Origin of the sequence: Cerasicoccus maritimus (assembly GCA_031296935.1) — a bacterium.
GTDB lineage: Bacteria > Verrucomicrobiota > Verrucomicrobiia > Opitutales > Cerasicoccaceae > Cerasicoccus > Cerasicoccus maritimus.
Genome location: JAVDPD010000042.1, coordinates 1 through 25613, shown reverse-complemented (window position 1 = coordinate 25613; position 25613 = coordinate 1). Strand labels below are relative to the sequence as shown.

Here is a 25613-nt window from a genome sequence, read left to right as displayed (position 1 = left end):
GTGTCACGATCTACTGTCACAAAATCCATCCGAGCAACAAATCAACTTCAGTAAAGCTAGGCCATCAAATCCGACAGACTGCTAGGGAGTGAATTACAGTAGCGATTCGGTCAGCATCATGCCCCTGGTGTCCGAGCCGCAAACGTACGTGCTACTGGCTGGAGTAGCCACTCTGGGGTTGGTTTCTCTGCATCGGCATAAGCGCTAAAGGAACTGACAGACTCGAGCAAAGAAATAGCCCGGCTCCCCCCCAGGAACCGGGCTTAAACTTAAGCAATCAATTTGCCTAACGGCGGCGACGCATCGCCACCAAAGTCATGCCTCCGAGGCCCGCGAGCAAAGCGTAAGTACCCGGCTCAGGGATCACCGTAGTTACCTGCATCGCGTTCAGATAACCAAAACTACCGGAAGCGCCACGACCAACGTTGATCGTAATCTCGCCACTGGCATTTGGGCTAATGCTGGCAATGATGCCAACCGTATCGTCATTGTAATTGGCGGAGCCATTACTGGAGATTCCAGTGCCAGACGTGGTTAACGATGTGGACTCCGTGGTCAGGCCAACGACTTGGTATTGAGTTTCGCGAGTATCCGAAGCCGAGCGCGAACCAAAGAAGGTGAAGGTGTAGGTCGCGTTGGTATCCAGGCCGGAGAGCGTTAAGCTTGCCGAATTGGAAAAACCAATGAAGCCCTGAACGAAGCCATAATCAGCGGTTGCCTGGCCGACTGCCAAGTCGCCAAGTAGGCTCGTGCTGGGTGAAGAAACGCCCCCCGAGTTTGTCCCGTTGAAACCAGCGTCCACGGTGTAAGTGATGCCACTCGCGCTATTGTCCGATGTAACCAAAGCACTGGTGGAAGACGTGGACGTGCCAACAATATTCCAGAAGTTGCCGTTGCCGGTGTCCGTCTCTTGGAAGGTGCCAACCGAACCGCCAAAATCAAGGAAGACCGTGCTAGCTGACAATGAGGCGGTCCCAATTAGCAAAATGGCGAGAGATGAAGTCTTTATATTTTTCATATTTTTAGGGGTTAACTGATGAGGCCGTTAAACTTGAAACAAGAAGTAGAATGGCCTCCGAAATTTGTTAAGAGCTACCACCATGTTACAGTCACAGAATTATAGTGGCCAGACGTGCATAGCCCCGTTACATAGCTCTTGGTCCAATATTTTGTTTGAGCAGGCTCTTGCATTGCCAAGCAGAGACAATCCCGCACACATAATGTATTAGCGTTTTACCACTCCCTCTCTTAACCCAACTTCCAACATGTCCATGAAAGTCGTTCAGTGCTGGGACGATGGCGTCAATGACGACATCCGCCTCACCGATATCTTCCGTAAACACGGTGCCAAAGCGTCTTTTAACCTGAATCCGCAGACGCACCGAGCGGAGCGCAACGGCGGTTTCAGCGAGCGCTGGGGCAAGACGATTGAGCGTTTGGCCAAGAGTGAGCTAGCCGCAGTTTACGCAGGCTTCACGATTGCCAACCACAGCCAGAGCCACCCCTGGCCAACGCGCATTCCGCTCAGTGACTGGCGCGATGAAGTCTTCGATGCGCGCAAAATTCTCCAAGACTGGTTTCAACGGCCGATCCACGGCTTCGTGTATCCCTTTGGCGATTGCGACGCCGCCACCGCTGATGTCGTCCGTGAAGCCGGGCATTGCTATGCGCGCACGACTAAAAACACCACGCCCTGCTGGCCCGCGGAAGACCCGATGTTCTTCCACCCTGATTGCCATTTCCATAAAGACAATTTCTGGGAGCTCTACGAACAGGCCAAAGCATCTAACTGCGGCGTGTTCTACTTCTGGGGGCACAGTTACGAAATCTGCACCGAGGAGCAATGGACGGCGATGGACAAGCAGATCGCCCGCATCACTGCAGACCCGGACACCGAATGGGCAGAACTGCCTGAGCTATTCGGCGTGACGACGCAGGTCTAGCAGCCTGTCGGCTTTTTTTGGTTTTCCTTTAAGCGTTATGTTTGTCGAGCATTTGGTATCTGCGTGGTCTATTGGTGATTTTTGATATGAGCCGGTGATTTTTCGGGGGTATTGGAGTTTTGTGGCAGTGGTTTGGTCCGCTGCTGGGTCTTGTTGGTGGATTTTAAACCTTTTCTCGTTTAAATTGAGACATTGAGCACGATGTTTGCTTTAGTGTTTTTGTGAGGAAACGACATTTAGGCAACGATATAGATCGTGAGCGTAATCAGGCTCTGTTGAAGACAGAGGCAGCGGGATGGCGAACGCAGCGCTTGGTGGCGTTGCGTTTAGGGTTCGACCCTGGCAACAGCGATGATGACATCTCTGAAGCGGTGGGTAAGAGCAAGGCAACGATTTATCGTTGGTTTGCGACTTATCGCGAAGGCAGTCTAAAGGCTGTCTTAAATCGTGGCTACAAAGGCACCAAATCGGTCAACTACGACGAAGATGTGCAGGCGTTTCTGAAGAAAGGCCTGGCAGCGTCTCGCTGGAACACCGCCGTGCAAGCTCAGCAGCAGCTTGAAAGTCATTTTGGCCGTCGCTTTAGCTACAAAACGGTTTGGCGCTGGTTAAAAAAAGTGGCTGGGGTGCTGCAGGTGGTCCGGTCCGCCAACGCGTCCGGTCTTTGTCGCTTCGCTCGGAACCGCGCCCCGTCCACGAGAAGAGGAACCCGATCAAAGCGGAAAAGTTTAAGCGTTCGTTTTATGGCAAACTGAAGGCATTTCCGCTTCGTAAGTCGTTGCCAGTCAAGGTGTGGCTCGCCGACGAGAGTCGCTATGGACTGCTACCAAACCTGCGTCGGGTCTGGACGCTCAAAGGGCATCGTTCGCACAAGCTATGGCAGAGTAAATATACGTGGAGCTACTGTTACGGGGCGCTCGACATCGTCGATGGCGAAGCTGTTTTCATCCAAACCCCGAGCGTCAATCTCGACTGGACACAGGCCTTCCTGGAACAAATCAAGGCTGAGTTTCCCGAGCAGGAGCACGTCGTTGTCTGGGACGGTGCGGGCTTCCATCCGAGCGAAGACAGCCACCCGAAGATCCCCGAGGGAGTCCACACGATCATGCTGCCAGCGTATAGCCCAGAGCTCAACCCGATCGAGAAACTCTGGGATCTCATCCAAGATCACACCGCCAACAAACTGTGGCCAAGCATCGAAACCCTAGACCAAGTCGTCGCAGCACACCTAGAAGACTGGTGGGCAGACAAGAGGCGTGTCATCAAGCTCGTTGGTAATGGATGGGCACGCGCTTCAGCAAACGTTTCATGAAATTTAGAAACTCTCAACTTAGTGAGAATCAGTATTACATAAACGATGAACCTTGTCGAGGATCAGATCTGCGTCAGCGTTCTACTTCAATGGCTTTGATTGCTCGTTGCATTTGGTATTTGAAGATAACCAAACTCATCGGTGTCTAGCTCAATCAAACCGCATGGCGTAATGATCATCTGCTCGCATTATCAAGCATGCTTCGCAGAGCGCCGCCCTGAACCCAGCGCTCGATGGCTTCCACTTCTTGGGCAGTTAACTGGGACTTGTCTTTGGGCGGCATATGGTCGTCGTCTGAAATGGGTAACAGAATACTGGTAATGATCGTACTGGAGGCACTCTGACCGGGAAGCACGCAGGCACCGGAGTCACCTCCGCGCAACAACGCTTCGTAACTGTCCATGATTAAGCCTCCCTTGAAGTAAGCTTGCTTGTGGCAGGAATTACATTTTGCCGCAAAAAGAGCAGCCATCGTCGGCTCATAATAAACTGGAGCTCCTGGTGGTGGAATCTCGACTGCTCCTTTAGCCAAGGGCGTCGATCTCCAGGGAATACGCTCGGTCAAAAACTGCTCACCATGTGTAATGCTCCCGCCTTGATGACCAGTCCAAATAAGCATTCCGCAAGCTACGAGTAATGCGGTTTGATAAGCCCAAGGCCACAATTTACCAAGTTGGTAATTAGGGGCGCAACGAAAAGCCAACGCCAAAACCGTGAATACAGCTGTCGCGATGCCCCAGCGTAAATGGCTCGTGATCAGCGGCCCAGTGGAAGCTTCACTATCCGCCAACAAAATGCCACAGACCGTAGAGGCGACCGTCGTAAATGCCGCAACAAAAACAGGGAGGTCAGTGCGATAGCTGAGCCTTCCACGGCTAAGCAGCGTCACCAGCTCCATCAATGCTACCAAGAGTAAAATTCCAATTGGCAGGTGAAGCATGGCCAGATGCAAACGCCCGAAAAATACAGACCATTCGAGCGGAGCGCCTTTCAAAAGCAATAAGGCAAGCGGGCTACAGGCCAAAAATGGAAGTAGTAATAAACGCTTCGAGCTCGTGTGTTTTTTGAACTCCACCCGATCCCCTAATTCTGATTCTCGCTTATCTGCCTTGGCCATCTGCACTCTCCATTTTTGGCAACTCTTGCGCCTCAGCCAAAGCTTGATCGATTAGCTCACTGAACTCCTCAAACGAAGGTGCGCCGCTGCGCATTTTGCCATTGATAATATAAGTTGGGGTCGCGCTGACACCCGCTTCACGAGCAGCAACAATATCCTGCTCCAAGGCAGATCGCTGGACTGGATCGTTGACGAATTGCTGAAGTAAATCGACATCCAGCCCAAGTTCTTCAGCAAGGATTCCAACCTGCTGCATATCTGGTTTTTCAGCAGCAAACAACTCATCCTGAAACCTCCAAAATGTCCCCTGAGTATCAGCATAGCGCGCGGCAAGGGCCAGTTCCCTCGCGCCCGGGTGTCTTTTCAGCGGATAATCTTTAAAAACCCAACGAATTTTACCCGCATACTTATCCTTTACTTTCTGTGTGACTGCGTGCGACTTCCGGCAAGACGGGCAAAGGTAATCGGAAAACTCCACGACCGTAACCAAGGCATCCGCTGGGCCAATGCTCGGCGCGCCATCGATACGCACCCGCGTGGATGGCAGTGTCGGCGGCGCTAAAAAGATTTCTACCGGGTACTTTTGACGCAAGAGTTCGAAATAGTTGAGTACCAGCGGTGAGCTATCCCGCTCATGCAATGCCACGCGAATGTGGTCTTTAACCTCCGCCTCAGTTCCTGTCCATTCGCCGAGACTACGATACAAGCCTGATTCGTAATAATGATCCACGATATGCGAGGCAGGCAACGGTATCTTGCTGCGAATCTCGCGCAAGAGCTCATCCACGGAAATACCTCGATTTTCAGCATCGACTTCCAGCAAGCGGTCGTTGATGCGGTTCTGGAGCAGCGCGTTTTTCAGTTCGTAGATTTTCAGTTCATGCCGATGCAAAGGAGCACTTAATGGACGCTCAATCTCATCTAGCCAGATAGGAGTCCCGTCCACCAAAGCCAGAACCTGAGTCTCATTATTTGGTTTCACCAACTGCCCATCGGTAATGAGAGATCCTGCCAAAGTGAACGAGAGCAGCCCTAGGGCCGCCATTTCCCAAAGTCGTTTTGTATCAAATTCCAGGATCCAAATGATCAGCATCACCAGAAAATTCGCCGCGCAGAATACGCAGACAAAGTCGTTTTCGATCATGATGCGCACAAGGGCCAATTCAAAGCCAAACCCGACAATTGCCCCCCAGAACACCCACTGCCGCCGGTGCAGGCAAAGCATACCCATCACGCCGTAAAACAGCATACCCCATGGAGCGAGAGAAAGCCCGAAAAGCCTGTATTCATGCGCATTGTGGCAGCCATCTCCCAGCAAACCGCAAAACTCGGCAATCGCGGGAATCTTCGCTTCCAGCGCCGATAAGGAAGCCACTGCGATGCCCGCCAAAACCATGGCGATGACGAAGGGCTGTCGCTGCTGTAGACCTCGCGATTCCATTTTTTATCAGCTTATCTTAATTTCGATTTAGAAATTCATTTCCCAATAAACATGCGGCTTATAGTCAAGCGGCTTCTGTTCCATTTTGCTAATGCATTTCATGCAATTAACAAGGATCAACCTCCAACATATTAGCTATGCTGATGCAGTGTATGATCCTTTGGTTAATGAAACTCAATATCAAGAAAATATTTGACGCACCCTCTTGAGACTGGTTTTCATGTCCACAGTTCATTCGCCGTAACACTACGCTGGCAATGAATTTGACTGAAAACATAAATTATTATTATGATGATGAAGGAGAAAACACTTAAATCCAACAAGCGCGGTGGTTTCACACTGCTCGAACTGCTAGTTGTCGTGGCCATTCTGGCTGCCGTCGCTGGCACGGCTACGATTGCCTTGAAAGACACCGATGCCCGTGCATCCGCCGCAGCTCATGTCGCCATGATGGACGAGCTCAATAAGGGCATCCGCAGCTACCGTATTCTCAAAAAGAATGAGCTTCCCTCCAACTTAGATTCTTTAGTGCAAACCGGCACAGCGGGTGACGCCACTGCCGGAGTTGGTTTGGAAATTGCCGGATTCAGCATCGAGTCTGATGGTTCTGGAGATGCCTATTTGATGGCGATTCCTACCGATGTCCAAGAGGTCATGTCAGCAGGTGGCATCACAGCGCTACAGTATGTTGATACCACGGTAACTCCTGCTGATTCCCCAGTTAGCTGCTCGGACTTGGCAGCAGTGGTCAACTCACGTGGCAATGCAGTCGTGGCAGGCAACATCTTCATGAGCCCTGACGCCAATGGTTGCGGATTCAGCCAGGATATGGATGGCGCGGCAGCCTACATGGGTGTCTGGTGGCAAGGCGGCAGCGAACGCCTAACTGGCCAGCCTGAGAGCGGAACCGAATTTGACGGCTCCAACCTCGCAACGGCTGATTCCACCGCATACCTGCTGACCGGCATTGGGCCATCGTCCACACTATTCGACGCCAATGAGCTTGGTGGTATGACGACTGTTCCGGTATATCGCCACGTTGGCCCAGACGAATATGGTCGTTTCATTGCAGTCTGGAATGTCGGCGCCTATGATGGCTCTGGCAGCATTACCGCAGGTGACCAAGTGGAACTCGTAACGATCGTCGATGGCGCCCTTGACACCAAGGAAGAAGAACTTGGCGAGTGGGACGGCACCCGCAACACCATCTAATCACCTTATCAGCCTGAGCAGGCCGGTGTGGGGGAAACCCCGCCCGGTCGCTTTCAGGAGCTGACGAGCTCGAACCACGAAAGGCGATGGCCTCAAGCGGTTCGGGCTTTAGTCGGCTTTAAAGCCTTCAATGCCAGATAGCCATGAAGAAAAATGAATACCAGATGCGCATTGCCACAATCAGCTGTTTGCTAATTACCTTGCTAGGCATCGCCGGATGCAGTCGCCCCAAGGTCGATGAGATGAAAGCTGGATTGATCAAAAGCGGCATGCCTGCTGCTCAAGCAGATTGCTTTGCCAACGAAATGAAGAAATCCGTCGACGCCGATCCCTACAACTACATGGCGGCGCTCATGAATGCTGGCGCCGACGAAAAAACCGCGATCAACAAAGCACGTCGCAAATACGGCGCCGAATTTAAAGCTCCCCTCGAGGAAGCGAGAGACGCATGCACGGAATAAAAAAACACCATAGCCGCAGGACTTTGGCTCCTCGCGGCTTTACGCTGCTTGAGCTTCTCGTCGTGGTATCCGTCCTGGCGGCAGTCGCTTTTGTCGCAACAGGAACTTATCGCGGGGTCAGCGAGGACAGCAGCGACCGCCTGGTCCGCGTTGAGATGCTGGAAATTGCCAAGGCGATGCGTCAGTTCAAGCAGGATACCGGCTACTATCCCAAGACAGGCCCCTTTGCGCTTTCGACTGACGGCGGTTCCGTGAATATTGACGATTTGCCAGCACGTGCCGGGAGCAGTGATACGGAAAAAACAAGGTGGTTTTACTCGCCCGCAAATTTCGATCAGCTCATGAGCACAAACAGCCCTCTGGACGGGACCGGACACCAACTGGAAACCTGGGACCCTGACACCGGACGTGGTTGGCGTGGTCCCTACTTATCCGGCTACGGCGAAGGCTACGTCGACATCCGCGACGACATCAACGACGACCCCGATACTGCCGCAGGCGATGCCTTGGGAGATCCATTACTCGGCACAACGATTACCAATGTCGACGGTATTGCCGACCCATTTGAACACAGTGTAACAACCAACAATTTACTGGGCTGGAGCGACACAGTAGATGGCGCAGAGCTCGAAAAATGGGGCCGCCCATACCTAATCTTCTCTTTGGATGACCAACCATTCCTCATCAGTATGGGCCTGGATGGTGAATATGGCACGGATGACGACGTGCGACTCGAAATTTATTAATTTGAAATGGCAAATCTGAACTCACGACCTAGCCCATTCACCTACCTAAAGCGCATACGCTCAATGCTGCTGCTTGGGTTGCTCGCATCCACGGCCTTGCTCGTGAGCGGTTGTGGCCAGAAACCTTCCGAGCCGGACGCCGAGGCAGCAGAACAGGAACAAGCCAACGCAATCACTGCGGATTTTGTCCCTGTCGAGTTCGATGAGCTAATTGCCGAAGCCATTGCGGAAGTCGAAAAATTTAACGGGCAAAAGACCATTAAACCCGCGCTCCCGGTGCGCTTCAAAGCCAAGAAAAAGCGTGACCCGGAAGCCAAGGAAATGGCCTACGTTTACACGGCGCTGGAAGTCGCGGGCGTCACCCCCCTGCCCGACATCCAACATCGAATGTTTGTCGAATCTGACAGCGGCGACATCATCCCAGTCTATGTCGAAAAGAGTGCAGCGGAAAGACTAACCGCCGAACTCCCCGACGAGGCCTCTGCCGAATTCGTTGGCTATCATCTTTACAACTACACTAAAGGACCAGCAATCCTGGTCGTTGATTTCCTGCCGACCAAACACGTGGGGGACGCACAATGAAGCAGCGGAAAACTCAGATGCTTCGATCTCAAGGCTTCACCTTGCTGGAGCTGTTGTTGGTCGTCGTAATACTAGCTTCCGTTGCCTGGATGCTCACCAGCACCGTCGATGACAACATCAGCCAAGTCCGCTACGAAGACACACGCAATCGCCTTGATGCAATCCGTACTGCAGTCCTTGGCCCCAACAGCCCGGCAACGTGGGCTAACGGCTTGCAGGGCGGATTTGTGGTAGATAACGGCATCCTGCCTGAAAACATCAGAGAGCTCGTTGAAAACCCAGATTACGATGAAAACGGAACAGACGACTATGATACGTACGGCGAAGTGTATCCTATTTTTGGCGTAGGCACATCCGATGAGTTTGATTTCGAAACGCTAAGTGATCCGAAGCCTTATGTATTCCTGAAAGGACATCGTGGCCATTATCTCCCAGCCACAAAAGTTGGAGATAAACCGGTTAGTTTTAGAGACGGATGGGGGTCCAAACGAAGTTCGGGGGGCGATACAAGTTTAGCCTGCCCTAGTGCTACTGACCATGGTTTTGGCACTACTGAAAGTAACGACGACGATGATACTAACTACGGATGGTGCGTAACTACGAACAACCAATCGATTTTTTTCGTCGACAGCTTGGGGATGGACGGTGAGCTAGGCAGCCTCACAGGTCACATATACGAAGACGACATGAGGATTAGTCAGCCGATCTACAGCTATGATTGGAGTTTGCCTGTGTCCGGGCGCATCAAAGTGATCAATAAATCGGGTTCAAATATTGAACTTAGCACAACTGTGAACTTCACCGCTGCATTAATCGTATATTCGAACGACACAAATGGAGACGACGACACTTGGACGACCCATCCGCTTGCGGTAGCACTTGAACCTGTTCAAAATCTAGATAACGGGGATGGCTATGACAGTAGTATACCGACACCAGTGGCATGGAGCGCTAGCCAAGATTTCGATATAACAATCTCCACTGCATCACCCATTCCAGCTGGCGAACACTTGCTCGTGTTAGCTTACGATGCGGATGGAGATCCCAATACAACAAATGATATAAATGTAGATTTAGATGATATCGATGATGTGCTCGCCACAAGCGGATGGCCAAGCTCGGCTCAATTTGTGACCAAGAGAGTAAGGTTTTATCCGCACGGTGGATGGACGCCAAATCCAATGACGCTTGAAATTCGATAGCATAGAGTTGATGAATCTCGGAAACATCGATGACAGAATGAGCGCCTCTAAAATAAATAAGGAATTAAAAGGGACTGGTGCCATCAGGCCACACATCCCCCGTGGCTTATTAGTATTTGAAAGCGATGGATTTTCTTTGAGAGCATTGGTTGCAAGAGTTTACTTTAATGGGAACCTACATTGTTCTGATACAGCTCTTTCGACAGCCATTGACTTCACAACCGCAATTGGTGAAGTCTTGGCCCAATTGCGTGAAAGTTACGGTAAGCGCCTACCGAAAAAAGCCGTGCTCGTTACTCCCTCCGCTGCCAGCGACCTTCTCCACTTGCCCGTGGACCCCAAACACCCCCGCCCTCCGTCACAGATGAAAGAGTTGGCTCGGTGGGAGTTTGAAGAGATTTACGTTCAGCAAAATGACATTTGGTCGATCGGCGCGTTACTTCAAGGGCGTGGCTACGTGAGCGCCGAGTCACGCCGCGAGCTGGAACTGGGCGTTACAGCAGGAGGTCAACGCGGTTCAGCAGCCAACGCCTATCGTGATCTGGTCAGCCGCGAGCAAATGGAAGAATGCCTGAACTTGCAGGAGCCGTTGATCTCGCTGGATGACGAATTGGCGATCGGCTGCCGCGGGCAATCCAGCATCGAAGAGGACAAAGGCTATGTCTGGTATTGCGCAGGTATCAGCGATAGCTTGCGAAACCAATGGGTGCAGGCCTTTAAAAAACATGGTGTTTTCTGTAGCGCGATTTATCCGCAATTGGGCGCATCCCTGCCTTTGATAAACTGGCGCCAAGTCGATGGGGCCCTGATCGAAATACGGCAGGAGCAATTTGCCATTATCCATGTAAAAGGCGCGCAGGTCGAAACCGTCACCATCATGCCCTGCCCCCACGGGCAAGCCAAGGTCGACTCAATTGTCTCGGCCACCAAGGGAAGAATGCCTCCAGAGGCAAAGCTCGTGGCAATCAATGCACCAGCTGAAATACAAGCAGCATTGCGCGAAGCAATACAAACTGCTCACGCAGACATCGAAGTCCGTGAACTGTGTCCAGAACTCACGAATCCGAGCAAAGCGGAAGACGCCACCGTTACATCTTCAATGCATGGTGTGACGCGCCATGCGCTCAAGCTTTGTGATGCAAAGTATCTAACGAGCATCGAGGCGCAACCGCCACAACCACCCGTTTGGAAATCGCAGGAGTTCTGGCCGTGGGTAGTCATTGTCTTGCTGATTATTTCCGTGGTCAGCATCGAAACAACTATGCGCATAAAGACCGAGGACAATGAACTGAGTTTGGACCTGCTGGATCTCGAATATGAACAGCGTATGCAAATTCGGCAAGAGGCGCTTAAGACCCAGTCCGAAATTAATCAACTAGAAGAAATCCTGAACGCCAAGGAAAACGACATTTTGGAAAAGCAACGACGCATGGTGTTACTCGACCAAGTGATTCTGCGCCGACAGGAGTTAGTCCCTGGCTTACTTGAAGCAATTGTCCAGTCAATCCCTCGTGATGTCGTGGTAGATCTGCTTGAGGAGAATGACGAACGAAATGGCTTCTATCTGGAGGGCTGGGCGCGACGCGATGCCGAAGGGCAACTCTTTGGAAACCTGCTCAATGAAAAATTAGGCCCATGGAACTACAAGGTGGGAGATGTGCGATTATCCCGAGGCCAAAGCCGAACTGGAGAAGATGGATACATCCTCAAAGTCAGGCTCATTCAAACCAAGGCTAAGAAGGAGGATCACCATGATCAATAAATGGAAAAAGATGTCTCGCGGGGACCGCATTCGCACCCAGCTCCTGATTAGTTTCGGCGTAATCGCCCTCTACATACCGTTTTATTTAGGCACGAGCAAGAAGCTGTTTGAATCCGAAAGGATGCTGAATCGGCGCGCAGACCGAATAGAAAAGCGAACAGGTCTGGAAGGCATCGACGCAACCGGCCCAACTATCCGCACTATCCAAAAACGCATCGCTGAGGCCGACACCAAATTGCATACAGTGAACGAAAAGTATACGGCGATGAGCGCCGGGTTTGCCTCGCTCGAATCCACCGAAGAGCAGCACCAACTGATGCTGGAGATCTCCACCTTGGCCGAGCGCACTGGCGTCAACGTGATATCGGTGGCGCGCGAAGGTTCGGTGATCCGCAACGGCCAGCCCGGGCAAATACCAGTAGATCGCGAGCTTGGACGCCCGGTAATCGAAGTCACTGCCCGCGCACAGTTTTATGCGCTGCTCAATTTCCTCCACGAGCTCGACGCACTCACCTATCACGCCGCCGTGGTGAATCTGAAGTTGTATTCGAAAAACCCGAACAATCAATCGAAGTCCACCAGCCCGGAGGCTAGCCCCGGTCTCTTTATTCAAATGGAAATCGCTCTGTAGCCATGACGCCGAAGACACCGAACAATCAACTGGAGCAACTGTTGGATCGATGCATTCAACAGGGCGCTTCCGATGTGCATTTGTCATCGAGTCGCCCAGTAAGCTTCCGAGTTCAGGGCATGTTGCGGCCGCATGGTGAAGAGGTGCTCGGTGCTGAGCAAATTGCCAGAATGTCAGAGGAAATCATGAGCCCACGTCAACGTGACGATTTCCAGCAACGGCAAACCGCAGATGTCGGGTATTCGGCGAACAACGGCGAGCGCTTCCGAGTAAATTGTTACTATGAAATGGGCCAGCCCGCCATGGCGATTCGCCATCTGGATCAAAGCATTCTCTCGCTGCAAGAACTAGGTTTGCCACCGCAGTTGCAAGAGTTGGCCAACCTATCTTCTGGACTAGTTCTGGTAACCGGCGTGACTGGCAGCGGCAAGTCGACAACGCTAGCCGTGCTGATCGATGAAATCAATCGCACAAGGCATAGCCATATTCTAACGGTTGAAGACCCCGTAGAATTCGTCCACCAAAACATTAAAAGCCTGATCCATCACCGGGAGGTTGGGACAGATGTTCCGAGTTTTGCCGAAGCGGTGCGCGCTGGTTTGCGTCAAGATCCTGATGTCATTCTCGTTGGCGAATTGCGTGATCAGGAAACGATGCAAACGGCAATCATTGCAGCGGAAACCGGCCACCTTGTTTTATCCACGTTGCACACCGGCTCCGCCGTGGGCGCAGTTGAGCGATTCATTGGCGCATTCTCTGGCCATGAGCAGGCAGCGGTCAGGCACCGGTTCTCCATGGTGCTACGCGCAGTGATTGCCCAGCAGCTCATCCCAAGCGCCAACGGGCCAAACCGACTGCCTGCCGTTGAGATGCTCAAAGCAACGCCAGCGGTGGCGCACATGATACGCGCTTCGAAAACGGAACAGCTCAATGCACTGATGGAATCCGGCGCGGAAGAAGGGATGTGGACGCTCGATCAAGCTCTGGCACGTTTACTCGCCGATCAGAAAATTACGATGGAAGTCGCCATGCGACACTGCAATGACTGCGACAGCTTTCAACAAATGGTTTTGGCTAACGGGAAAGGCGCACGGGCATGGCAGTAAATGACGCGACCTTGATCGACGCCGGCGTCCGCGTTGGCTTGCTCAATGCGGAGGACGTGCAGCAGCTTCGTCTAAAGGCTAAACGTGAACGCCTCGGCTTAGTGGAAGCCGCGACACGTGAGGGACGCTTTCCCGAAGCTGCGCTGTATCGGGCACTCGCGGATGTGCGCCGCATGCGCTACCTCAAGCCAGAAGAGCTCAAGGCCGATCAGGAAATACTCGGCATGGCTTCGCGTAAAATTTGGCAGGGGCGGCAGATGTTTCCTTTGCGAGACAAAGCTGGCGAACGCATTTTAGCGGTGGCTGATCCCGATGACCGCCTGAGCGTCGAGCGAGCTGAACGCGCCACCGGCTTAACGTTTGATACCGCATTGATCGACCCGGATACTCTGAGCAAAGCCATTGCATCTCAACTAGGGCAAGGTAGCAATGGAGGCACACTCTCATCTCCCGCTCTCGATGCAGTATCGGAGCGTGATCCGGTCCGGCTCATGGACGATGTGATGAAAGAGGCCTATCTGCGCCGCGCATCAGACATTCACCTCGAACCTCAGGAGGCTGGCATGCGCATACGACTGCGCGTCGACGGGCACCTGCAAGATTACCCGGTCGTACTGTCTGCCTCCGACGAAGAAGCCCTCGTCAACCGGGTAAAAGTGCTCGCCAATCTCGACATCGCAGAACAGCGCATGGCGCAGGATGGCGCGATGAAATACACCATCATGAACTGGGGAATCCCCGAGTCGGACATTCGTGTGGCAACGATCCCCACCCGCTGGGGTGAGCGTTGCACCTTGCGAATTCTTGGCGAAGACACCGGCCAGTTTAGTCTGGGCGACCTCGGGATGTCAGACAGTATGCGCCAACGCTTTGGCCGCGCCATCACGATGCCCCACGGCATGATCCTCGTGACTGGTCCGACCGGCAGTGGTAAGTCCACCACGCTTTATGCGGCCATTCGCGAGCTTGCGATTCATGAGCTCAATGTCCTCACGGTGGAGGATCCCGTGGAGCAAACCCTGGCAGGCATTACACAGGTTCAGGTCAGTAACAAAGTTGGCTTTGCCGAGGCATTGCGCTCGTTCCTGCGTCATGACCCAGACGTGATTCTGGTCGGAGAAATTCGTGACCGGGAAACTGCGGACATCGCGCTGCGCGCGGCAATGACCGGACACCTGGTGATGTCGACCCTGCACACCAATGATTCCGTGGGCGCTGTCACGCGCCTAGCCGACATCGGCGCCCAGCGGTTCTTGATCGGCTCTACTTTAATCGGCGTGCTCGCGCAACGTCTGGGGCGCCGACTCTGCAAGCACTGTCGCAAGCCACGCTTAGCCCAACCGGAAGAATTAAAATTACTCGGGCTTCCCGAAGGCGAGCAGTTGGAAATTTATGAACCCGGCGGCTGCTCATTTTGCATGGGCACGGGTTTTGTGGGACGCATTGGGTTCTTCGAGGGGCTTTGGGTTGATGAAGACCTGCGTAGCGCCATCGCCGAAGGTGCCAACGAGCGAGAGATTCGCCAACAAGCCACTGAGCTTAAAACGCTGTGGTCGGATTGTTGCGAAAAGGTGATCCAAGGCGATGTCTCAATTTCAGAAATCATGCACTTCAAGCCGGGGGGGGCGGCCCAGTTGTAAGATGGCACAATACCAATACAAAGCGCTGGACGCCCAAGGTAAGCCAACCAGCGGCCGCATCGAAGCCGAGAACGCAAAAGACGCGGCGCTTCGGCTGCGCCAGCAATCAATATTTGTTCTGGAGATCAGCGAATCCTCCGTTCGCTCCGAGGCTAACGACAGTCGGATTCGCCAAGGGCTCGGTGGTTTGAATCCAAAGCGCTGGCTTCCCGTCATGGCTGGGGACTTAGTTATCTTCTTTCGCCAATTTTCCTTGATGCTGCGCGCGGGCTACACCGTCTTACAGGCGCTAAACGCAGCCAAGACGATGCAGTCGAAAACACGCCTGATACGCGCCATTGATCAGATGGGCGAGCGGATTAAGTCCGGTTCCAGTTTGTCCGCTAGCATGTCGGTGGATAAGCGCCTCTTTTCTCCATTGATGGTCAACCTCGTCGCGATTGGCGAACGTAGTGGAAACCTGGATGCGATATTAATTCGCCTCGCGGAGAATCTTGAACGGACAAAGGAACTAAAGCGCCAGCTACTCAGTGCGTTGTTCTACCCGATGATTGTGCTAATGACCTCAATTGTTGTCGTGAGCGGCCTGGTCATTTGGGTTATCCCGCGTTTTGCCACGTTTCTGGAAGTCCGCAATGTCGCGCTGCCGCGGTCCACGCAAATGCTCTTGGATGTTGGCGACTGGACTTTGCACTATGGCAAGATCCTGGGCCCGCTCATTGGCGTCCTGATCTTTTTGCTTTTTGCCGCCTACACATTTGAAGCCGGTAAGCAGGTCATCGATCGCGTATTTCTCAATCTACCACTGGTTGGTACAGCGATTCAATACAGCGCCATGGCGCAAGCGGGCTGGAGTCTTTCTCTGCTCTTGCGCAGTGGGCTGCCGGCGCTCGACTCGCTACGCATCAACGGCAAGGCGGCGGGCAACCTCGCGATACGCGACAGCTTCGTGAAAGCCGCCGACGAATTGCTTGTAGGCCGCGCCTTGTCGCGCTCATTTGAGCAACCGCATTTTCCGCTGATGATGCGCCACATGGCAGCAGTCGGCGAGAAAAGCGGCGAGCTAGATGTAGTGATGGAAGACGTGGGGCAATACTATCAAAGCGAGCTAGCCGCCAAAGTGAAATTAATGTCCGCCATGATTGAGCCGGTGCTGATCCTGATCGTCGGTGGCTTGGTGGGCTTTGTTTATTTTTCGATGTTTCAGGCGGTTATGTCCGTCTCCAAAGGAGGAATGTAAGTTATGCATGATTCAATAATCCAAACCAGTATCGCCCGACGTTTGCCTATCATCTTGGCGATAGTCTCATGCCTGCTCGCCGTAGCTCAGCTCCGCGCCGATGGCACGACGGGCAACCGCGAAACGCCAGCCGCCGCAAGCAATGAGCCAACCGGGAAAACGTCCAAACCGACGTCACCCTATGCACAGCCCTTGCGCGATCCATTTCAGGCGTCCTATCAACATGTAGGCGACCCAATCTATCCAGTGGGTCCGAAGTCGGACGGCGAAACCAGCCTTGGGGAACTTGAGCTCAAGGGGATATTCATCATGGAAGGCTATCCGGCGAGTGCGATTGTGCAGACTGGTGGCAAGGATGGCGTGCGCGACATTGTCAGCGTGGGCGACCTCATTCCACTGCCCATAAAGAGCGCTTCCAAGAACCGCAATGTGAAGGTCTCCGATCAGCGCTACTTGCTCGTGGTCGATATCCAGCCCAACAGCATCATCGTCGCGCCTAAAGCAAGCCCGGAAGAACATATTACGATCCGATAGCATCATGAGACTCCCCAAAACACTCATTCTATTTTTGACAGCGCTAGTATCGGTTGGCGCTCAAGCTCAAGGCGCAGACCCTCGCTTAAATCAACGGATCGAATGCCTAAGCTTACGTTCGGAAACCTTGGGCGAGGCGGTTCGCCTAATCAGCACGGTCTCCGGGCTGCCGGTCGTTTGCACGCCACAGGCCTCGAAGACAGAGGTATCCTGCTACTTCACGGGCGTCACGCTGCAGGTCGGCTTGCAGGCGATGTGCCGCGCACATGACCTCTGGCTCAATGTCTCGCCGGAAGGTGTTTTGATTATATCCACGCTCCAACAGCACCTTGCGTCGCAGACGTTTTATTCGGCGGATTATGTCGAAACCATCACGGTAAAATACCCATCCGTCTATGACGTCGGCGACACCCTCAAAGGACTCTTTCGCGACCGCATTGTCTGGCAGCGTCCGGATGAAAGTGACTACGACCCGATGGAGCGATTAGAGAACGCCATGGACCGCATGGACCTGCTTGCCCAGCGCAGTCAGTTCAGCGTCCAGAGCGATGGCTCATCTGGCACGAATAGCAATACGAGTTACGGCGGCAGCAATAATTACAACAATCGCAGCAACTCCCGGAACAACTCATCGCGCTCTTCGAGCTATGGTTCGAACGGAACCTCCAATTATAATTCTGGCGATGACCGGCAACAAATTGAATCCATTATTCAACGCCAAGCAGTGATCGATACCCAGATGCGGCATCGACTTTCGGAAGGTTACGTGAATGACGCAGCGCCAATCGCGTTGGTTTATCTGTCTGCATTGCCCGAAATCAATACCCTGCTGATTCGCTCCAGTGACCGCGACGCAGTCCAAGCAGTGAAAGCCGCCATTGAATCGATGGACAAACCGCGTGGCCAAGTCTTGCTCAAGGTAACCGTTCTTGCGGTAACGCTGGATGATAGCATGGAAACCGGCGTCGAGTGGTTGATTGAAGAAGGTGACTTCAATGCCGGGTTTGCCGATGGCGCGATTCAGTCCATTTCCCAAAGCTTGGCGACTTACACCACCGGAGCGCCGGTCTTTGCCTTCGTGTCGAACGATGTAAAGCTCCGCGCGAAACTGGAAGCAAAGAACGATAATGTCCGGCAGCTCGCGAATCCAACATTGCTCGTAGCCGATAACGAAGCCGCCAATGTGTTCGTTGGGAAAAACGCCCAGTTCCTGGATCAAGTTGAGCCAGGGCAAACGACGATTTCGCAAGGCGTGGAAAGTACGACCGAACCGACGCCAACGCTGGTCGAGCGCAACATTGGCCTCTCATTGCTGATCACTCCGCGCGTGCACGCCGACCGCACCATTACACTGCGCATCATGCAGGAGCGCTCGGAGATCGATCCCAATCTACGCACCATCAACTATGGAACATCCAGCAACGGGACAGACTTGAATTTGCAGGTTCAGGATGTGGACCAACAGATAGTCACCAGCACCTTGGTCGCCGATGATAAATCGCTCGTGATTCTCGGCGGCCTCGTCCAGGAGGAAACCGTTTTGAATGAATCCGGCTTACCGGTGCTCAAGGACATTCCGCTGTTGGGCATGCTTTTCAGTGAGAAAACCGAACAAGTAAACCATGAGGAGCTGATTGTTTTGATTCAGCCTTACGTCTTGGCGATTCCGGGGGAAGAGCATATGGCGTCGCAAACAGTCATGGAAGAACTCGGCGTGGACCTGACTTCGCCCATCGAACGATTCAATCAGAAAAACGAAGAACAGCCGGTCGGGCGTTTTCTCGAACGCCACATGCAGAAGGAATAATTACTACCAGGGGAGAGAACCAAAATGGAAGTCATCGAATTACCAAAGCAAGCAACAATCGAGCCTCTACTCAAGCGGCTCAACGAAATCGTTCTGGACAAAGAACAGCAAGTGAAGCTTTCGCTGGCCTGCCTGCTGGCGCGGGGACACCTGCTCATCGAAGACCTGCCGGGCATGGGCAAAACCGTTCTTGCCCACGCCTTGGGCGGCGCACTTGGGCTCCAGTATCAACGCGTGCAATTCACGAGCGATTTACTGCCCGGCGATATCATTGGCTGCTCAATCTACGACCGTAACAAGGGTGAGTTCGTTTACAACGAGGGGCCGGTATTTTCTCAGCTGTTACTTGCAGACGAGATCAACCGCGCCACGCCGAAATGCCAAAGCGCGCTGCTGGAGGCCATGGAAGAACGGCAAGTCAGTGTGGAAGGAACGCCCCGGAATTTGCCCGAACCATTCTTTGTCATCGCAACCCAAAATCCATCCGAGCAGATTGGCACGTTCCCGCTGCCCGAGTCCCAACTTGATCGCTTTCTGATGTGCATCTCGATGGGCTATCCCAACCGCGAAGCGGAGATCGCGCTGTTTCGGGGAGAAGACCGCCGTCGCATGCTGGACGATTTAAAACCGGTGCTGGAACCCTTTACGTTAGTCAGCCTCCAACAACAGGTCGAGCAGGTTACGCTGAGCGACGCCGTCCTCGATTACCTGCAGCGCATTTTGGAATTCACCCGCAGCTCCGACCTCTTCGTGCATGGTCTTTCTTCCCGCGCGGGCTTGGGATTGCTCCGCGCATCGCAGGCATGGGCGCTATTGCATGGCGAGGACAAGCTGCTCCCAGGCGACATCCAAGTCGTGCTGCCTTGGGTGGTCGGCCATCGACTGGCGCCAGTGGCCGGTCGCATGTCCGCCGAACGCATTGGCGACGAAATTCTCTCAAAGGTAAACGTGGAGTAACCAAGCCATGACCGCCGGAGCAAAAAGTTTGCTGAGTCTGAAACTGCCCTTGAGCAGATCAACAGCAGCCGCGGGCAAACTGCGTTTGCAACTGACTGCTGCGGGCTGGAGTTTCCTTGGACTCATTCTTTGCCTGTTTTTGATGTCCATCAATTTCAGCAACAATCTTATTTTCGCGATGAGCTTTTTGCTGGTGGGCATTGCTTTGGTCGGCGCCCGATTTACCTGGACTAATTTGCGTGGGCTCACGCTGACGGACTGGCGATGCGAGCCAGCCTTCGCCGGGCAAACCGCAGTCTATCGACTCGGTGTGGAAAACCACATGCGGAGCTTTCGCTATGGATTGCAGGCAATGGCAAATGGAGTCGGCAAAGAGCAACACTTACCGCCTCAGGCTCAGGAAGAACTGTTGTTCGAACGACCGACGGAGCAACGCGGCGTTATCGCGGCAGAGCATGCGATACTCAGCAGTTGTTATCCTTTGGGAATCTTTCGAGCGAAACTGACAACGGATGATTTGCCGGAATGCCTCGTCTACCCCAAGCCCATGGGCGCACAGCCAATCAACGACCGGCCCAAAGGACAGCAAGCACACTTACGCGCAGAGTCCGGCTCTTTCACCGACATGCGCCGCTATGCTCCCGGTGATCCGCTGTCGCACATTCACTGGAAAGCCATGGCTCGTTTTGACGAGCTCTACACCAAGGAATTTGACGGCGCTCAAGGCCAGCCTGCGTTGTGGCTTCGCTGGGACGATGTCCAAGCCGCCGGAGTGGAAGCCAAGCTATCGCAGCTTTGCCGCTGGGTGTTGGATGCGCATGCTCAAGGTCGCGAATATGGCCTGGAGTTGCCCGGCTTAATCATCGAACCCGGCAACGAAGACCCGCATCAACGCGAGTGTCTGCGCGCGCTGGCCCTTTATGGTGGGAAGGAGGCAAGCGAGTGAAGCAGTATCAAAGCTGGGTGTTGTTAACATTGGCTCTCGCCGCATTGCCAAGTTTGTTGACGCTGCCAATCTGGGTAGCTGCCGTGGCCACAACCGGCGCAGCGCTGCACTACATTGGGCCTCTGCGACGAAGCTGGTATGGCAAAGCAGTGGGCGCTGCTCTACTCGGTTCAACGGTGCTGGGCATTTGGTTCAGCTTTACTGGATTCTTCAGCGGTCAGGCGGTGCTCAGCTTTTTTATCGCCGTGGTGTTTTTAAAGTGGGCGGAGTCACGCAACCGTCGCGATTACTTACTGCTGATTTTTGCGGCGGTCATCCTCGCCTGCATTGGAGCGCTCTATTGGGAGAACCTGTGGAGCCTCCTGCACATGCTGGTGGTTATCTTCGCATTGACCGTCAGCCTCGTGGCAATTTATGGCGATCCGTCAATTCTCAGTCGGCTGTTTGCGCTACGATTTGCCGGGCAACTGGTGGTGCTGGCATTGCCCATCATGCTGCTGCTCTTTCTGACGTTTCCACGAATACCGGGACCGCTCTGGGATATTGGCTTGGCTTTCGGATTGCCAGTGAAAGCGCTGATGGACCGCGGCGATGGCGACTACGGCAAAGAAACTACGCTCGCGCCCGGCGCCACGAGTGACGCCAGCAAGGATGATCAAAATGTTCTCGTGGCTGAGTTTAAGGGCGCTGTGCCATTTAAAAGTCGTCTGTATTGGCGCGGTCCGGTGTTCTACGATTTTGACGGCGAAAACTGGAACTTACCCGATGGCTGGAATAATCGAAACCGTCTCCTACGCCACGCGATCCGCTCCAAGGAGGACCTCGATCGAGAGCTGCGCTGGAGTGATACGCCGGTGCGCTACACCATCCGCGTCATGCCCAACGGTGGCCGCTGGCTTTACGGGCTGGATGTCCCGGCGGCACCAGCGCCCGAGGCGTTTATCTCTGAAGATTTCCAGCTCCTGAGCATTCGCAGTATTGATGACCAGGAGCCCAAGTTCCCGATGCTGGCGTATCTCGATTACCACATCGGCTCCGAACTAACGGATGAGCAACGCGCCAGAGCGTTGGCTTGGCCAGGGGAAACCAACCCCCGCCTGCGCAAGCTCGGTGCCGAACTGGCGGCGAAGTATGCAGATTCCGAAGAGCTGGTTGTGCAGATTTTCAGCTTGCTCCGCGCCAATGACTATCAATTTGACGCCGGGCATCTACTGACGCCGGGACCCGATTTGCTGGATCGTTATTTCTTCGATGAAAAACGTGGTGGCGCCGAATACCTCGCTGGCAGCTTCGTCATGCTGCTGCGCGCTTCCGGCGTCCCGGCCCGGCTGGTTAGCGGTTATCGCGGCGGAACCATCATTGCGCTGACGAACTTTGTCATCGTAAAACGTTCGGATGCGCACGTCTGGGCGGAAGTCTGGCACGAAGGCAAAGGCTGGGTGCGCGCCGAACCGAAAGACATTGTGCTGCCGCCGGACAAGAAGCCGACCGAGGAAAAGCAAGAGCAACCAGCAGAAATCACCGAGGTGAAAATCGAAACGCCTGAAGGCTTCGATGCCCCGCAGCCAGAGCAATCAACCACCACGCCCAAGCCTGCTGCCGTCGCCAAAGAACATGCTGCGCCGCCTTGGGAGCTACCGGATTTTGCCTCCCTACTCGGCGGCTTGCAAAAATGGGTGATCCAATACGACCCGGATCGTCAGATGGACATACTGCAAGGCGTCGGCCTCGAAGAAGGCAACTGGATGGACTTGCTAATCGGCGGCGTACTCGGCATGGCTGGACTACTCAGCCTCTATCTCTTGGTTGCGTGGCTGCGCGGTCGCCCACGACTGGACCCTGTCACGAAGGCGTGGGGGCAATTCTGCGACCGCCTGCAAAAGCTCGGACTGACCAAGACTCCACAAGAATGCCCACGCAGTTTCCAACGACGGGCTTGCCAGGAGAAACCCGAACTAGCCGACGCGCTCAACGATATCATCGGGCGCTACATCGACATTCGCTACGGCAGCGAACACTCACCTGAAGCCATCAGTAACTTCAAACGACAAGTCGAGCGCTTCGTCGCGATGTCCTGAACTTTGATCATGAAAACAATCGCCACATTATTCATCACGATCCTGCTAGCGCCTTTGGCTTTATTTGCGGAGCAAGGGCTGACCGAGAATTACGAACCTGTCGTTGCGGCGATTGTCGAACGCGGTGATGCTGCAATGGCGGCATATTCTCCGGCAACCGCTACCGCGACTGGTAACGAGTTTTCCCGCCTCTACTTTGATGTATTCGAAGGCAGTGGCATGGAGTTCACACTCGACCTGAAGAGCTCTGACGCGATGTTAAAAATCGAGTCCGGCTTCAGCCTGATCATCAGCCAATGCATGCGCAGCGAGTCCAAGGAAAGCATTGAAGCAACTTGGAAGCAGATGAAGGTCGACATGGACTATGCGGTTCAGCACTACTCCAGTGGCGAAGAGGCGCCGAGCTTCTGGGGGCGCGTCGTTCAGTCGTTTCTCATTCTGTTCCGTGAAGGCATTGAAGCAATGCTCGTCGTGGCGGCGCTGGTGGCCTATCTGCGGCGCTCCGGCTACTCCGACAAGGTGAAGGTGATCTGGTGGAGCTGCGGCTTGGCCCTGATTGCGAGCGTTGGCGCAGCCTGGCTGCTAACTTCCGTGATCCAGGCGAGCGGCGCGAATCAGGAAGTCATCGAAGGCGTCACTATGCTGATCGCCGCAGCGGTGCTAGTCTATGTCAGCTACTGGCTGACAGCCAAGCGCGATGCAGACCGCTGGCAGGCCTTCGTGAAGAAAAGTATGGATCAGGCCATCAGCGGCGGCAGTATGTTTGCGCTCGGATTGGTGGCTTTTCTAGCGGTGTTTCGCGAAGGCGCCGAGACCATCCTGTTCTATCAGGCGCTGATGGTTGGCTCAGGAGAGCAGAACAATTCGGTGTGGATCGGAATGGCAATTGCCGCAGTCGGCTTGGTCGCGGTTTATTTCGTTGTCCGCTTTGCATCCATCAAGTTGCCAATCAGTCTGTTTTTTGGCTCAACGGCGGTGCTCCTGTTTGCGATGGCGTTTGTCTTTACCGGACAGGGAATTCTGGAGCTACAAGTAGGCAGCCTGGTGCAGACCACTAGGCTCGATGGCTGGCCGATGGTCAGTTGGCTGGGCATCTTCCCCACCAGGGAAACCATGATCGGCCAAGCCCTCATTCTCGCCGCGATTCCCGCAGGCTGGCTTTGGCTGAAGTGGTCAGAAAAACAGCAGGCGGTTGTGGCCCAGTAAGGATCAGCCGAGCTGACCCTTTTTTCTACGTGGAGAAACGTCTGTGGCAAACTCCGCATTTTGCATAATTTTGACGGTTTGAAGCGCTTGGGACGGATTATTGTTTTGAGTTGCTCAGCTTTTTTTGGCGACAATAGCCGATCACTTTGAGTGATGCGGACCCATCTTCCACCATTGTTTAATCGAGTCGGGGCAACTCAGTTCTTCATTATGTTGGGACCAGTCAGTTGATCACTTGGCTGGACAGCTTTTACAAGAGATGGTCTTCGCCCAGATGGATGAGGACTCGTCGCGTATTGCGGGTGGTGGCCGCTCCGATTTTGATCATTCCTAGTGGATGGTGTCCGCTAAGCTTGCCAGCTGGGCGCTTCAAGCCAAACGACGTAGCCCTTCCATCTGGCTGTAGGCCAAGCCCAAGAGCAACACGCTCATAAGCAAAAGCGCTCTTGCCTCGCTCATGGAAGGCGAATCGAAGTGCCCTAAATAACATAGCGCTTCATCAGCATGGCGATCTCATCAATGCCCTTTGCCAGCCCAAATACGCCTTTAGTGACTGCCTCTTCGCCTTTGCATATTTCCGAATAGTCCATAACCCAAATAGGGCTATTTGCATCTAACAATAAACGATATGCAGATATCAATTGAGTCTGTTTACCTGCTTGCTCCAAGTTCATTATATAACCCGGAAGGTCATCAGGAGCAATCAAAGATATCCAGTCATTTAAACTAGCTATTCCCTTCAGTCGCTCTCTATGTTGGGAGGCACTCGTATAAAAACTGAGAAAATCATAATCCGCATCCAGTTCATAGGCTATGGACTCTACGATTCCCTCCGATTGATATATCTGGCGATGTTGATAATGTTCCATCAATTAAGCTGTTTCCCCTATCCTCGACCAGGAACGATAATTAAACAAATACTCAAAACAGCCTGAAATACGGGGTTTCATCATTTGACTAAAGTTCAAAATTAGGATATACAAGATGAACACCATATCACAAAAGGACAATTATGTACTTCTATGGATTTTTAATATTCCTAGAAATCAACTTATCCACATAGCAATTAACCAAAGCCCTAATCAAAGTTAAGTTGTTTCTTTTGTCCTATACAAATTAGAAAAACACTGAGATCGGTTACATCTATATATTAAACGAATTCAAGAAGATACATTTTTGGCATGATAAAGAACGGCTCTCTATCATACCAATAGGGATTGTAATTCAAACGAAAGACACCCAGGCTAACGCGTTTCATAAACACGTTATATTCATGAAAACAGCCTTCATCCTCATATCCCTAAGCCTCGCTGCTTTATCTTCCGTGAACGCAGAGCCCGATCCTCAAAATAATTTCAATGGCGCCATGCAGTTTCTCAAAAGCCGCAACGTCGATTACGGAGAGCAATTTTGCTGGTACATTCATTACATGCCACTTCGATTAACCACGAAAGCTCCACGGTGTCCTGATAGTTTTAGATATGCGCGTAAAAACTGGGAGTTTTCAAAGTAATTTGTTCGATATTTTGTCGCATGTGGATACCGCTTCGCAGCGTAAGAGCAGCCTGGATCGGTTGGCGGTGATCGAGTGGGATTCGTTTGGTCCGGTGCTGGAAGAGCATTTGGCTTACGGGGATCAGAAGAAGGGCGGGAGGCCGCCGTGGTGTCCGGTGTTGATGCTCAAGGTGCT

Annotated in this window: 23 protein-coding genes and 1 pseudogene; 20 read left to right on the top strand and 4 right to left on the bottom strand. The window is 53.2% G+C overall.

Annotated elements, in window-relative coordinates:
• Window positions 1–286: 286 nt before the first annotated feature.
• Window positions 287–1018, bottom strand: a complete 732-nt coding sequence (locus RBB62_RS19170; protein WP_309400868.1) for a PEP-CTERM sorting domain-containing protein — start codon at window positions 1016–1018, stop codon at window positions 287–289.
• Between the two features lie 253 nt (window positions 1019–1271).
• On the opposite strand from RBB62_RS19170, the gene RBB62_RS19165 reads away from it, so the two are divergent.
• From RBB62_RS19165 to RBB62_RS19155, 3 genes are all read left to right on the top strand, one after another.
• On the top strand, window positions 1272–1943 hold the full coding sequence (locus RBB62_RS19165) for a polysaccharide deacetylase family protein (RefSeq protein ID WP_309400867.1): 672 nt from the start codon (window positions 1272–1274) through the stop codon (window positions 1941–1943).
• A gap of 275 nt (window positions 1944–2218) precedes the next feature.
• A complete protein-coding gene (locus RBB62_RS19160; RefSeq protein ID WP_309400866.1) occupies window positions 2219–2698 on the top strand; it encodes a helix-turn-helix domain-containing protein in 480 nt (159 codons plus the stop codon).
• Complete coding sequence (locus RBB62_RS19155) at window positions 2608–3255, top strand: IS630 family transposase (RefSeq protein ID WP_309400864.1); 648 nt, start codon at window positions 2608–2610, stop codon at window positions 3253–3255. The genes RBB62_RS19160 and RBB62_RS19155 overlap by 91 nt, the downstream gene beginning before the upstream one ends.
• Before the next feature lie 175 nt (window positions 3256–3430).
• On the opposite strand, the gene RBB62_RS19150 is transcribed toward RBB62_RS19155, so the two are convergent.
• Both RBB62_RS19150 and RBB62_RS19145 read right to left on the bottom strand, forming a co-directional pair.
• Window positions 3431–4372 (bottom strand): c-type cytochrome domain-containing protein, encoded by a 942-nt coding sequence (locus tag RBB62_RS19150; RefSeq protein ID WP_309400862.1) that lies wholly within the window; start codon window positions 4370–4372, stop codon window positions 3431–3433.
• On the bottom strand, window positions 4356–5813 hold the full coding sequence (locus RBB62_RS19145) for a thioredoxin domain-containing protein (RefSeq protein WP_309400861.1): 1458 nt from the start codon (window positions 5811–5813) through the stop codon (window positions 4356–4358). Before RBB62_RS19145 ends, RBB62_RS19150 begins: the two co-directional genes overlap by 17 nt.
• 288 nt (window positions 5814–6101) lie before the next feature.
• Here RBB62_RS19145 and RBB62_RS19140 point away from each other — a divergent pair, with 288 nt between their 5' ends.
• The 16 genes from RBB62_RS19140 to RBB62_RS19065 all read left to right on the top strand — a co-directional run bounded on the left by RBB62_RS19140 (window position 6102) and on the right by RBB62_RS19065 (window position 23923).
• Window positions 6102–7025: a prepilin-type N-terminal cleavage/methylation domain-containing protein gene (locus RBB62_RS19140; protein WP_309400860.1), complete on the top strand. Its 924-nt coding sequence runs from the start codon at window positions 6102–6104 to the stop codon at window positions 7023–7025.
• A 143-nt stretch (window positions 7026–7168) separates the two neighbouring features.
• Window positions 7169–7486: a hypothetical protein gene (locus RBB62_RS19135; protein ID WP_309400859.1), complete on the top strand. Its 318-nt coding sequence runs from the start codon at window positions 7169–7171 to the stop codon at window positions 7484–7486.
• A gap of 23 nt (window positions 7487–7509) precedes the next feature.
• The gene (locus tag RBB62_RS19130; protein ID WP_309400857.1) at window positions 7510–8232 is read left to right on the top strand and encodes a prepilin-type N-terminal cleavage/methylation domain-containing protein; all 723 of its coding nucleotides are present in this window, start codon (window positions 7510–7512) and stop codon (window positions 8230–8232) included.
• A gap of 63 nt (window positions 8233–8295) precedes the next feature.
• Window positions 8296–8814, top strand: a complete 519-nt coding sequence (locus RBB62_RS19125) for a hypothetical protein (RefSeq protein ID WP_309400855.1) — start codon at window positions 8296–8298, stop codon at window positions 8812–8814.
• Window positions 8811–10016, top strand: coding sequence for a prepilin-type N-terminal cleavage/methylation domain-containing protein (locus RBB62_RS19120; RefSeq protein ID WP_309400853.1), 1206 nt, complete (start codon window positions 8811–8813; stop codon window positions 10014–10016). Before RBB62_RS19125 ends, RBB62_RS19120 begins: the two co-directional genes overlap by 4 nt.
• The gene (locus RBB62_RS19115; RefSeq protein ID WP_309400851.1) at window positions 10003–11778 is read left to right on the top strand and encodes a hypothetical protein; all 1776 of its coding nucleotides are present in this window, start codon (window positions 10003–10005) and stop codon (window positions 11776–11778) included. Before RBB62_RS19120 ends, RBB62_RS19115 begins: the two co-directional genes overlap by 14 nt.
• The gene (locus RBB62_RS19110) at window positions 11768–12409 is read left to right on the top strand and encodes a hypothetical protein (protein WP_309400850.1); all 642 of its coding nucleotides are present in this window, start codon (window positions 11768–11770) and stop codon (window positions 12407–12409) included. Before RBB62_RS19115 ends, RBB62_RS19110 begins: the two co-directional genes overlap by 11 nt.
• A gap of 2 nt (window positions 12410–12411) precedes the next feature.
• Window positions 12412–13515, top strand: a complete 1104-nt coding sequence (locus RBB62_RS19105) for a type IV pilus twitching motility protein PilT (protein ID WP_309400849.1) — start codon at window positions 12412–12414, stop codon at window positions 13513–13515.
• Window positions 13506–15155 (top strand): GspE/PulE family protein, encoded by a 1650-nt coding sequence (locus RBB62_RS19100; protein WP_309400847.1) that lies wholly within the window; start codon window positions 13506–13508, stop codon window positions 15153–15155. Before RBB62_RS19105 ends, RBB62_RS19100 begins: the two co-directional genes overlap by 10 nt.
• Before the next feature lies 1 nt (window position 15156).
• The gene (locus RBB62_RS19095; protein ID WP_309400846.1) at window positions 15157–16395 is read left to right on the top strand and encodes a type II secretion system F family protein; all 1239 of its coding nucleotides are present in this window, start codon (window positions 15157–15159) and stop codon (window positions 16393–16395) included.
• A gap of 54 nt (window positions 16396–16449) precedes the next feature.
• Entirely contained in the window at window positions 16450–16929 is a 480-nt protein-coding gene (locus tag RBB62_RS19090; protein ID WP_309400845.1) for a hypothetical protein, read from the top strand.
• 4 nt (window positions 16930–16933) lie between these two features.
• Window positions 16934–18736, top strand: a complete 1803-nt coding sequence (locus RBB62_RS19085) for a type II secretion system protein GspD (protein WP_309400844.1) — start codon at window positions 16934–16936, stop codon at window positions 18734–18736.
• 24 nt (window positions 18737–18760) lie between these two features.
• On the top strand, window positions 18761–19693 hold the full coding sequence (locus tag RBB62_RS19080; RefSeq protein WP_309400843.1) for an AAA family ATPase: 933 nt from the start codon (window positions 18761–18763) through the stop codon (window positions 19691–19693).
• A gap of 142 nt (window positions 19694–19835) precedes the next feature.
• A complete protein-coding gene (locus RBB62_RS19075) occupies window positions 19836–20639 on the top strand; it encodes a DUF58 domain-containing protein (RefSeq protein WP_309400841.1) in 804 nt (267 codons plus the stop codon).
• Entirely contained in the window at window positions 20591–22717 is a 2127-nt protein-coding gene (locus tag RBB62_RS19070) for a transglutaminase TgpA family protein (protein WP_309400840.1), read from the top strand. Before RBB62_RS19075 ends, RBB62_RS19070 begins: the two co-directional genes overlap by 49 nt.
• Before the next feature lie 9 nt (window positions 22718–22726).
• A complete protein-coding gene (locus tag RBB62_RS19065) occupies window positions 22727–23923 on the top strand; it encodes an FTR1 family iron permease (protein WP_309400839.1) in 1197 nt (398 codons plus the stop codon).
• Window positions 23924–24402: 479 nt separating this feature from the next.
• Here RBB62_RS19065 and RBB62_RS19060 read toward each other — a convergent pair whose 3' ends face one another.
• Window positions 24403–24792: a hypothetical protein gene (locus RBB62_RS19060; RefSeq protein ID WP_309400838.1), complete on the bottom strand. Its 390-nt coding sequence runs from the start codon at window positions 24790–24792 to the stop codon at window positions 24403–24405.
• A gap of 612 nt (window positions 24793–25404) precedes the next feature.
• On the opposite strand from RBB62_RS19060, the pseudogene RBB62_RS19055 reads away from it, so the two are divergent.
• Window positions 25405–25613, top strand: a pseudogene (locus RBB62_RS19055) (hypothetical protein); the annotation flags it as partial.